This is a genomic window from Plasticicumulans sp., from assembly GCF_035331805.1.
Taxonomy (GTDB): Bacteria; Pseudomonadota; Gammaproteobacteria; order Competibacterales; family Competibacteraceae; genus Plasticicumulans.
The window spans coordinates 1-10,624 of record NZ_DAOLKE010000104.1 but is presented as its reverse complement, the minus strand read 5'-3'; the positions used below and the strand labels follow the sequence as shown (position 1 = coordinate 10,624).

At 72.2% G+C, this 10,624-nt stretch carries 8 protein-coding genes and 1 pseudogene; 4 read left to right on the top strand and 5 right to left on the bottom strand.

Annotation, left to right across the window (positions count from 1 at the left end; translation table 11 throughout):
• The 4 genes and pseudogenes from PKE44_RS09315 to PKE44_RS09300 form a co-directional block, all read right to left on the bottom strand.
• Nucleotides 1-364: pseudogene (locus PKE44_RS09315) on the bottom strand (hypothetical protein); the annotation flags it as partial.
• A gap of 110 nt (nt 365-474) precedes the next feature.
• Nucleotides 475-3,765 carry an EAL domain-containing protein gene (locus tag PKE44_RS09310; RefSeq protein WP_324550373.1) on the bottom strand — a complete coding sequence of 1,097 codons (3,291 nt, stop codon included), beginning with the start codon at nt 3,763-3,765 and terminating at the stop codon, nt 475-477.
• 20 nt (nt 3,766-3,785) lie between these two features.
• Nucleotides 3,786-4,175, bottom strand: a complete 390-nt coding sequence (locus PKE44_RS09305; protein ID WP_324550370.1) for a response regulator — start codon at nt 4,173-4,175, stop codon at nt 3,786-3,788.
• Nucleotides 4,172-6,100 (bottom strand): PAS domain S-box protein, encoded by a 1,929-nt coding sequence (locus tag PKE44_RS09300; protein WP_324550368.1) that lies wholly within the window; start codon nt 6,098-6,100, stop codon nt 4,172-4,174. The genes PKE44_RS09305 and PKE44_RS09300 overlap by 4 nt, the downstream gene beginning before the upstream one ends.
• 360 nt (nt 6,101-6,460) lie before the next feature.
• Here PKE44_RS09300 and PKE44_RS09295 point away from each other — a divergent pair, with 360 nt between their 5' ends.
• The 3 genes from PKE44_RS09295 (at nt 6,461) to PKE44_RS09285 (ending at nt 8,374) form a co-directional block, all read left to right on the top strand.
• Nucleotides 6,461-7,306, top strand: a complete 846-nt coding sequence (locus tag PKE44_RS09295) for an EAL domain-containing protein (RefSeq protein ID WP_324550366.1) — start codon at nt 6,461-6,463, stop codon at nt 7,304-7,306.
• A complete protein-coding gene (locus tag PKE44_RS09290; protein WP_324550364.1) occupies nt 7,303-7,857 on the top strand; it encodes an alpha/beta hydrolase in 555 nt (184 codons plus the stop codon). The genes PKE44_RS09295 and PKE44_RS09290 overlap by 4 nt, the downstream gene beginning before the upstream one ends.
• A gap of 79 nt (nt 7,858-7,936) precedes the next feature.
• Entirely contained in the window at nt 7,937-8,374 is a 438-nt protein-coding gene (locus PKE44_RS09285) for a GNAT family N-acetyltransferase (RefSeq protein ID WP_324550363.1), read from the top strand.
• Here the strand turns inward: PKE44_RS09285 and PKE44_RS09280 are convergent.
• The gene (locus PKE44_RS09280; RefSeq protein WP_324550362.1) at nt 8,352-9,371 is read right to left on the bottom strand and encodes a LysR family transcriptional regulator; all 1,020 of its coding nucleotides are present in this window, start codon (nt 9,369-9,371) and stop codon (nt 8,352-8,354) included. The genes PKE44_RS09285 and PKE44_RS09280 overlap by 23 nt on opposite strands.
• 112 nt (nt 9,372-9,483) lie before the next feature.
• On the opposite strand from PKE44_RS09280, the gene PKE44_RS09275 reads away from it, so the two are divergent.
• The gene (locus PKE44_RS09275) at nt 9,484-10,593 is read left to right on the top strand and encodes an alkene reductase (protein ID WP_324550360.1); all 1,110 of its coding nucleotides are present in this window, start codon (nt 9,484-9,486) and stop codon (nt 10,591-10,593) included.
• Nucleotides 10,594-10,624: the final 31 nt, after the last annotated feature.

The following is a 10,624-nucleotide window of genomic DNA, read 5'->3' as shown; positions in this document are numbered from 1 at the left end:
GGGCGGCCTCGTCGGCCGGCAGGTCCGGGAACTGCGCGCTGACCTCAGGCGCGCCGAGCAGCACCGACTGCGAGCCGGCATCGACCTCGGTCGGTGACGCGATGCCGAGCACGCCGTAGCGCGCCGGCTCGCCGCGCGCGGGCGTGACCGCCACCGGCGCGCGCAGCTGCAGGCGGCCGTCGGCGGACCAGTCCTCGACCTGCGGCTCGTAGACCAGCACCGAACGGCCGTTGCGGCCGAACTCGCGCGGCCAGGACTCCTCGGCGGCAGCGGCCGCGAAACCAGGCAGCAGCAGGCTGCAGCCAAGCAGCAGCCAGCGGAATGCGACCGCGGGCGAGCGCGGCAAACGGGAAACAGGGGACATCTGCGCATCCTCGATCCGCACGAGCGGGCGTCACGACCCTGACCCGGGCCACCGGTGCGGATGCGGCTGCGGCCCGCGATTCGGAGTACGGGAACGGCGCGGAAGTTGCGTCAGACGCCGGCCGGCGTGCGGGCGCGCAGCCAGTCGAGCAGCGCATCGAGCGGCAGCGGCCGGCTGATCCAGAAGCCCTGCAGCTCGTCGCAGCCGAGTTCGGCGAGCCGCCCGGCCTGTTCGGCGGTCTCGACGCCTTCGGCGACGGTCTTCAGGTGCAGCGACTGCGCGAGCGAGATCACGGTGCGCACGATCGCGAGGCTCTCGGGGCGATCGGTCAGCGTCTCGACGAAGCTGCGGTCGATCTTCAGCGCATCGACCGGCAGGCGCGCCAGATACGCGAGCGAGGAATAGCCGGTGCCGAAGTCGTCGATCGCGATGCCGACGCCGCGCCGGCGCAGGCTGGCGAGCATCTGGCCATGCACCTCGACCTGGCTCATCAGCACGCTCTCGGTGATCTCCAGATCGAGCGGCGCGCCGTCGGGCGGTGCCTCGGCGAGGGCGCTGCAGATCGTGTCGCCGAGCCCGGGCTCGCGCAGCTGCACGGCCGAGACGTTGACCGCGACGCGCAGCGGCCCGGCGACCGCCGTCCAGCGCCGGCTGTCGGCGAGGGCGCGGCGGATCGCCCATTCGCCGGCCGCGTTGATCAGGCCGAGCCGTTCGAGCACCGGCACGAAGCGCAGCGGCGCGACCAGCCCGGCCTCCGGATCACGCCAGCGCAGCAGCGCCTCCAGCCCGGTCAGGCGACCGCTGCGCGCATCGGCGCGCGGCTGGTAGTGCAGCTCGAACTCGCCGCGCTCCAGCGCCCGGTGCAGGCGGTTTTCGAGCCGCAGCGTGCCGGCGATGCCGCTGGTCAGCTCGGGGCGGTAATACACGTAGGGCCGGTCGCTGGCCTTGGCCTGCGCCAGCGCCGCCTCGGCGTGGTGCAGCAGGGTTTCGGCCTCGTCGCCGTCGTCCGGGGCGATGGCGATGCCGGCGACGAAGCCCGGGCGCAGCTCGTGACCGTCGACCGGGAACGGTGCCGACAGCGCGGCACCGAGCCGGCCTTCGAGCAGCTGCGTGATCGCCTGCACATCGGCGAGCCGCGGCAGGAAGCCGGCGAAGCAGTCGGCGCCGAGCCGCCCGACGTGCGCGGGCTCGGGCCAGACCGCCGCGGCGCGCTCGGCGAGTGCGCGCAGCAGCGCATCGCCGGCGGCGCGGCCGAAGCCGTTGTTGACGTGCCGGAAGCGGGCGATGTCGAGCACGAGCACGGCCGTGCGCTCGTGGTGGCGCGCGCTCTCGATCAGCGCGTGTCCGAGCCGCTCGCGCCACAGCGTGCGGTTCGGCAGGCCGGTCAGCGGATCGTAGTGGTTCAGGTAGTCGAGGCGGTCGCGGCGGTCGATGTCAGCGAGGCCGAAGGCGATGTCGCTCGCGACCTGTTCGAGCAGCTCGCGTTCCTCGCGCGTGAAGTAGTCCGGCGCCTGCGTGTACAGCGCCAGCACGCCGCCGATGCGGTGATCGACGACCAGCGGCAGCACGATCAGCGAGCCGAAGCCGCGGCGCTGCGCCTCGGCGAAGCGGCTGTGCACCGGTGCGGCCTCGGCGGCGAGATCATTGCACCAGACCGCCTCGCGCCGGTGGATGGCCTCGCGCACGATCAGCGCGGCGTAGTCATCGTCGCTGCTGGCAAGCGCGAGCGCCTGCGCGCCGAAACCGTCATCGATGCCGGCCCAGGCCACCGGCGTCACCCGTGCGGCAGCGGCGTCGTAGTCACCGATCCAGGCGATGCCGAACTCGCCCTGTTCGACGGCGATGCGGCAGGTGGCGCGCAGCAGCGCCGCGCGCTCGTGGATGCGCACCAGCGCGCCGTTGATGCCGCTCAGCACCGCGTGCACGCGCGCGAGGCGGGCGTTGCGATGCTGCTGGTCGATGCGGGCCCAGAACTGGCCGACCTGCTCGCCGATCGCCCACATCAGGTCGAGCAGACCCGGGTCCGGCGGCCGGCGCTCGCCGGCCAGCAGCTCGAACACCGCGACGATGCGCTCGCCGGCGGCGATCGGCAGCGTCGCGCAGGCGTGCAGGTCAGGGCAGTCCGGATCGCGGCCGCTGTCCTCGTCGCGGTGCAGGTCGAGGCTCCAGAGCGGCCGGCGCTGCAGGCGGCTGCGCCCCGGCTGGCCTTTCTCCGGCGCGAGCCGCCGGTGGATGCGGGCCGCGGCGCAGCCGAGGTGCGCCGAGCCGGGCGCGGCCCAGACCTGCTCGCAGCGCAGGCCGCCGTGGCGGGCATCGGGCAGCCACAGCGCGGCGATCTCGAAACCGAGGCGCTCGCCGAGCGTGCGCAGCAGCACCGGCAGCACGGCATCGATGCCCTGCGCACCGGCGAGCTGACGGGCGATCGCGTACTGCACGTCGAGCTGGCGGGTGATGCGCTCGCGCTCGGCGACCTCGTCCTCGAGCGCGGCGGCATGCGCCGAGAGCTGGCCGTTCAGGCGCTCGATCTCCCAGGCATGCAGCGTCTGCGCCGCGAGCAGGCCGAGCAGGTGTTCGTCCTCGTCCTCGAACGGCGCCTCGCCCGGCAGGCGGGCGATCATCAGCCAGCCGCGGCAGGTGCGCATCGAGCTGAGCGGGGCGACCAGCACCGCGCCGAAGCGCGGATCCTGCGGCTGGCTGCTGCTGCCGCCGAAACCGGCCGGTGCCGGCAGCGCCGAGTGCGGACCGTCGCTGACCGAGCGCACCGGGGCGCTGTCGTCCTCGCGGTACACCAGCCAGGCGTCGCTCGCGCCGAGCAGTTCGCGGGCGCCCCGGCAGGCGGCGGCGAGCAGGCGCTGCGGATCGTGTTCGCTGCCGAGCGCGAGCACCATGCCGAGCAGCGCGGTCAGGCGGGCATTGGCGCGCAGCAGCGCCGTGGTCTGTTCGGAGAGCTTGTCGGTCAGCAGCCGCCGGTGCTGCCCCTCGAAGCCGGTTTCATCGGGCACCGGCAGCGGCGGCGGCGGCTGCTCGCTGAGCGCCTGCCGGATCACCGCCTGCAGGCGCTCGGGCGGGCAGGGCTTGGGCAGCAGCAGGCTGACGCCGCATTCGGCGGCCAGGTGCAGGGCCTCGTCCTCGTTGTAATACGCGCTCCAGAAGATCACCGGCACGCGCGCGCCGTATTCGCCGCAGACCGGATCGGAGCGCAGCCGGCGCACGAACTCGTAGCCGTCCATGACCGGCATCAGCACGTCGCAGACGATCAGTTCCGGGCGCTCGCGCCGGACCATCTCCAGGGCCGCCGCACCATCGGCGGCCTCGACGATGTCGTGCCCGGCCGGGCGCAGCAGCGCCGCGACCAGGTCGCGGTTGAAGTCGAGATCATCGACGACTGCAATGCGCGCCATCGGCCGCCCGCCCGCGCCCGTCAACGCGCCCGTCGCAGTGCCGGCGGCAGGTGGTGCTCCATCGCGTCGACGAAGGTTTCCGGATCGATCGGCTTCGAGAAGTAATCATCGAAGCCGGCCGCGAGCACGCGCGTGCGATCGCCGGCCATCGACGAGGCGGTCACGGCCAGCAGCGGCAGGCGCGCGTAGCGCGGGTTGGCGCGCGTGCAGCGCGCGAACTCGTAGCCGTCCATGACCGGCATCTGCATGTCGCAGAGCACCAGATCGACCGGCTCGCGCGCCAGCACGTCGAGCGCCTCGCGGCCGTTGCCGGCGGCGAGCACGTGAAAGCCGTGCGCCCGCAGCAGGTAGTCGAGCACGGCGAAATTGGCCTGGTTGTCCTCGACGATCAGGATGTTCGGATGGTTCATGCGGGCCGGTCTCCACCTGATGATGCGGGCTGGCGAAGCTCGGCCGGGGCCGTGGCGCCGGGCAGGTCGGCGGCGGCCGGCAGCTCGGCGTGCAGCGGCAGCGTCAGCGTGAAGGTGCTGCCCTCGCCGGGGATGCTGCGGCACTGCAGCCAGCCGCCGAGCACGCCGGCCAGTTCCCGGCTCAGGTGCAGGCCGAGGCCGGAGCTCTCGATGCCGCTGCTGCGGGCGGCCTCGCCCTGCGCGAAGGGTTCGAACAGCCGCTTCTGTTCTTCGGGCGAGATGCCGGGACCGGTGTCGGCGACGGCGATGCAGACGGTGGCGTGCCCCCTGGAATCGGGCCGGCCGGGGCCGGCGCGCAGGCGCACCGAGCCCTGCTGCGTGAACTTGACGGCATTGCCGGCGAGGTTGATCAGGATCTGCAGCAGCAGCCGGCGATCGGTGACGGGTTCGGGCACCGCTTCGAGCTCGACGCCCAGGGCGAGCCCCTTGTCGTCAGCCTGCGTGCGCAGCGTCGCCGCGACCTCGTCGAGCAGCGTCGCGAGCGCCACCGGCTCGGGCTTGAGCACCACGCGCCCGGCCTCGATGCGTGCCAGGTCGAGCAGTTCGTTGATCAGCGCGAGCAGGTGCTGGGCGCTGGACTTGACCGTGCGCAGCTGCGATTCCTGCTCCGGATTCAGCGGGCCGGGCAGCTTCATCAGCAGGATGCCGGTGAAGCCGAGCACGGCATTGAGCGGCGTGCGCAGCTCATGGCTCATGCTGGCGAGGAAGCGGCTCTTGGCACGGTTGGCGGCTTCGAGCTCGCTGTTCTTGTCCTGCAGCGCGCGTTCGAAGCGCTTGCGCTCGGTGATGTCGCGGATCGCCGCCGACACCAGCAGGCCGTCCTCGGTCTCGAGCGGACTGAGGCTGATCTCGACCGGGAATTCGGTGCCGTCGCGGCGCAGCCCGTAGAGCTCGAAGCCGGTGCCCATCGGCCGCAGCTTCGGATCGGTGAAGTAGGCGTTGCGGTGCGCCGGGTGGCGATCGCGGAAGCGCGGTGGCAGCAGGCGCTCGACGCGCTCGCCGAGCAGCTCGCGCCGCTCGAAGCCGAACAGCGTCGCGGTCTGGGCGTTGGCGAGCACGATGCGGCCGTCGCGATCGACGATGACCATCGCATCCGGCGCGGCTTCGAGCAGGCCGCGGAACTTGCGCTCGGCGCGCTGGCGCTCGCTGATGTCGCGGATCGCGCTCATGACCATCTGCCCGGCCTCGGTGCGCAGCGGGTTCAGGCTGATCTCGACCGGGAACTCGGTGCCGTCGCGGCGCAGGCCGTAGAGCTCGAGCCCGGCGCCCATCGAGCGCCGGCGCGGCTGCTGGAAGTAGCCGGCGCGGTGGCTGACGTGCGCGGCGCGGTAGCGTGCCGGCAGCAGCACCTCGACCGGCTGGCCACGCAGCTCGCCGGGCGAGTAGCCGAACAGGCGCTCGGCCTGGGCATTGGCGATGACGATGTGGCCGGTGGTGCCGGCGATGACCACGGCATCCGGGGTCGATTCGAGCAGGTCGCGAAAGCGCGCCTCCATCAGCCGCGCATCGCGCAGGATTTTCAGGCGCGTCACGTCCTTCTCGACGAACAGCACCGCCGATTCGCCGTCCTCGCCGGCGATGCGCCGCGCGGTGATGTCGACGCAGACCAGCGAGCCGTCGCGGCGCCGGCGCACGGCCTCGAAGGCGCAGAGCTCGAGGGCCAGCGTCTCGGCCAGCATCCACTGCTGCTGGCCGGTCATGTCGGCCGGCACGATCAGCGCCTCCAGCGGGCGCCCGAGCGCCTCGTGCGCGGGATATCCGTACTGGCGCTGCGCGCCGGCGCTCCAGTGCTGCACCACTCCGGCCGCCGTCAGCCCGATCAGTGCATCGGGGTTGGCTTCGGTCCAGCGATCGGTATCGGTCATCTGCATCTCGGGGGGCCTGTCTCGGTACATGATGCCGCCGGTGATCCCGTCCACCGGCCAATCCGCAACACCCGCAGACCCGACTCCGGAATCCCTGTTCCGGCCGGTTGCGGGTTCCGGCTCGCGTCATGCCTCGTGCCTGCGTCTGGCGCTTCGAGTCTAGTGCCATTTGCAGGCGGCATGCCGGGATGGAAAATCCTTCGGTTGCAGCGCAGCAGTGATAAGTCAAATGTCGCAGATAAATAACCATGCGTAATAAAAAGATAATTTTTTATTACTATATATTATTGCCAAACCGACCGTAAGCTGACTCCGAATCTCCAATTTTTCATGTTTGTCATCCCGAGCGGAGCCGCCCAGATGTCCGTCACCGATCCGACCCCGCCCCCCGCAGCCTCCAGCCGCGAGGCACGGCTCGCCGAGCTGATCGAACTGCATGCCCGTGACTTCCGCGGCCATCCCTACCTGCCGGAAGGCTGCGCGCCGTTCACGCTCGAAGCCGGGCGCGTGGTCGGGCATTACCACGGCCTGCGCCTGCAGACGACGCTGCTGGCGCTGCTCGATGCCGGCGGGCGCCCGGTCGCGCGCCTCGCGCAGACCGCCGCCTTCGGTGCCGGCGGCCAGCCGGTGTCGGCCTGGGCGCCGTATGCGATCGCGCTCGACGATGCCGCGATCACCTATCTCGACCGGCTGATCCGCACCGTGCACGTGCTGAACGCCGGCAGCCGCCCCGGCGGCGGGCCGCTGTGGCTGGCGGTGCATCCGCTGCACCTCGCCGCGGTGCCCGATGCGCACGGGGCGGTGTTCGCATCGATCCTGCGCCGCAGCGGCCTGCGCCCGGACGGGATCGTGCTCGAACTCGCCGATGCCGCGCGCGTCGCGCCCCAACGGCTGGCAGCCGCGCTCGCCGGCTTCCGCAGCCGCGGCTACGGCGTCGCGTTCGGCTTCAACGGCAGCGAGCCGGCCGAACTCGACCGCCTGCTCGCGCTCGCGCCCGACGCCATCCGCCTCGGTGCCCCGCACCTGCGTGCGGCTGCCGCCAGCGAGGCCGAGCAGCAGCGCCTGCGGGCACGCATCGAACACATCCATCGTCACCGGGTACGCGTGTGGCTGCCGGCGGCGGCCGATGCCCGCGAAGCCGCGCTGCTGCCGAGCCTCGGCGCCGACGGCTGGCAGGCGGCGGACGCATCCGGGAGCCTGCCATGAGCGGCGCGTGTCCGGACGACGGCCTGCAGATCCTGATCGTGCCCGGCCTCGGCGATTCCGGTCCCGGCCACTGGCAGACGCTGTGGGCCGACTCCGGCCCGGCCTTCCGGCGCGTGCACCAGCGCGATTTCGACCAGCCGCAGCGCGAGGCGTGGATCGCCGGGCTCGAAGCCGAACTGCGCCGCCGGCCCGGTCCGACCGTGCTGGTCGGCCACAGCCTCGGCTGCATCGCGATCGCGGCCTGGGCGCAGCGCCACGACTGCGCGCAAGTCGCCGGTGCGCTGCTGGTCGCGCCGGCCGATGCCGATGCGCTCGGCCTGCTCGATGGCGTGCCGCTCGCGCCGCTGCCGTTCCCGGCAACCGTGGTCGCGAGCAGCGACGATCCGTACTGCACGCTGCAGCGCGCCCGCGCCTTCGCAGCGGCCTGGGCGGCGGAGTTCGTCGACCACGGCCCGAGCGGGCACCTGAACGTCGCCGCCGGCTTCGGAGCGTGGCCGCGCGGCGAGCGGCTGCTCGCCGGGCTGCGCGCGCGCGTGATGGCCGGCGTCTGACGCTGGACTTCCGGCCCCGCTTGCCGGCACCGTGCGGCAAAACTGCTGACGGCGCCGGAGGCCGCTCGAAATCATGGGCATGAGCATCGTGGACATCACCACCGACGAGGGCAGGATCGCCGAGCCGGGCTGGCTCGCGCGTGCCGAGGAGGTCCACCGCGAGCTGCGCCCGCAGCTGCCGGAGGAATACGTCGAGAAGATGCAGCGCGTGTTCGCCGGCGGCGCCCGCATGTCGGTCGCGGTCGATGACGACGCCGTGCTCGGCGTCGCGGTCTGGCGCGTCTACGAGGACACCTCGATCGGCCGCAAGCTCTACGTCGATGACCTGGTCACGACCGAGAGCGCACGCTCCGAAGGCGTCGGCCAGACCCTGCTGACCTGGCTCGAAGCCCGCGCCCGCAAGCTCGACTGCCGGGCGCTGACGCTCGATTCCGGCGTGCAGCGCGCCCGCGCCCACCGCTTCTACTTCCGCGAGGGGCTGTCGGTGTTCGCGTTCAACTTCCGCCGGGATCTGTGAGGTTCACGGCGAGCGCCGCGCGCCGGGCCGCGCAGCGCTGGGCCTTGCCGGCGAACCATTCGCGCACGTAGTCGATCAGCACGCGCGTGCGCTGCGGCAGCGTGCGCTGCGGCGCGTAGACCAGGAAGATCGGCAGCCGCCGCGATTCGTAGTCCGGCAGCAGCCGCAGCAGCCGGCCGTCGGCGAGTTCGTCATCGATCAGATAGCCCGGCAGCCGCGCGATGCCGGCGCCGGCGATGGCCGCCTTCTTCAGCAGCGAATAATGGTTGCACGCGAGCGGCCCGCGCACCGGCACGCGCCAGAGCTCGGCGCCGCGGTGAAACTCCCATTCCCCGGCCGCGGCCTCCTCGCCGAAGTGCAGGTTCTGCAGGCAGGCGTGCGCGGCGAGATCGGCCGGTGCCAGCGGCGTGCCGGCCGCGGCCAGATACGCCGGACTCGCGCAGGCGTATTCCTCCATGCTGTACAGCGGGCGCGCGATCAGGTCCGGGGCCGGCTCGCTGCCCGAGCGCAGCGCGAAGTCGATGCCGTCGGCGACCAGATCGCGGATGCCGTTCGACAGGTCGAGCGCGATGTGCACGCGCGGGTACTGCCGGCAGAAGCCGACGACGATGTCGTCGAAGCAGGTCTCGCCGAGCGACACCGGCACCGACACGCGCACGGTGCCGGCGATGTCATCGCGCAGGCCGTCGAGCACCTGACGCACCTCGTCATCGACCGCGGTCAGGCGCCGCGCGAGCGGCAGCAGCGCGCTGCCGGCGGCGGTCGGCGCCAGCCGGCGCGTCGAGCGGTGCAGCAGCTGCATGCCGAGGCTGCGCTCCAGCGCCGCCAGCTGCTTGCTGACGTGGCCCTTGGTGCAGCCGAGCCGGTCGGCGGCGCGCGTGAAGCTGCCGGCCTCGACCAGCACCGCGTACAGATGCAGCGCCGACAGATCGTGCGCGGCGGCCGCGGCATCGGCGACCGAGCGATCCGGCAGCGCACGGGCAGGGGTCGTACTCAAAGGTTCGTTTCCTCTGGTAAACGATGCGTTGCCGGAATCCCGGCTTATCGGCGGACAAAGGCTTTGTATAGTGCGAATCGTTTCCTGTTCGCAACCCCATGAGGCCTTGATCATGAAGACGCCCGCGAATTCCGCCGCCGCCCTGCTGAGCCCGTATTCCCTCGGCCCGCTGACCCTGCGCAACCGCGTGGTCATGGCCCCGCTGACGCGCTCGCGCGCCGATGCGCAGACGCTGGCGCCGCGCGCGCTGAACGCCGAGTACTATGCCCAGCGCGCCGGTGCCGGCCTGATCATCAGCGAGGGCTCGCAGGTCTCGCAGCAGGGCCAGGGCTATGCCTGGACCCCCGGCATCTACAGCGAGGCGCAGATTGCCGGCTGGCGGCAGGTCACCGACGCCGTGCACGCGCTCGGCGGCACGATCTTCATCCAGCTCTGGCACGTCGGGCGCATCTCGCACCCGGAGCTGCAGCCGGACGGCGCGCTGCCGGTGGCCCCGTCGGCGATCCGCCCCGAAGGTCAGGCGTTCACGAACGATGGCTTCAAGCCGATGGTCGAGCCGCGCGCGCTGACGACGGACGAAATCCCCGGCATCGTCGAACAGTTCCGGCAGGCGGCACGGAACGCCCGGGCCGCCGGCTTCGACGGCGCCGAGATCCACAGCGCCAACGGCTATCTGCTGGAGCAGTTCCTGCGCAGCCACACCAACCGGCGCAGCGACGCCTGGGGCGGCAGCCTGGAGAACCGCACGCGCCTGCTGCTCGAAGTCGTCGCCGCGGTCGGCAGCGTGTTCGGGCTGGAGCGCACCGGCGTGCGGCTGTCGCCGGCGACCACGGTCAACGACATCGGCCCCGGCGAGCCGGAACTCGCCGCGTACGTGCTGAAGGCGCTCGATGCCAGCGGGGTCGGCTTCGTGCACATGGTCGAGGGCGTCACCGGCGGGGCGCGCACGGTCGAGGGCTTCGATTTCCGGGCGCTGCGCAAGCTGTTCCCGCGCACCTGGATCGCCAACAACGGCTACGACGGTGCCCTCGGTGCCGAAGCCGTGGCCAGCGGTCATGCCGAGCTGGTCGCCTTCGGCAAGCCGTGGATCTCCAACCCCGACCTGGTCGAACGCCTCGCGACCGGCCTGCCGCTCGCGCAGCCGGACAAGGCGACCCTCTACGGCGGCGATGCGCACGGCTACACCGACTATCCGCGCGCCACGCCGGCGGCGATTGCCTGAACGCGGGCACGCGCGGGCGCTCGTCGTGCGC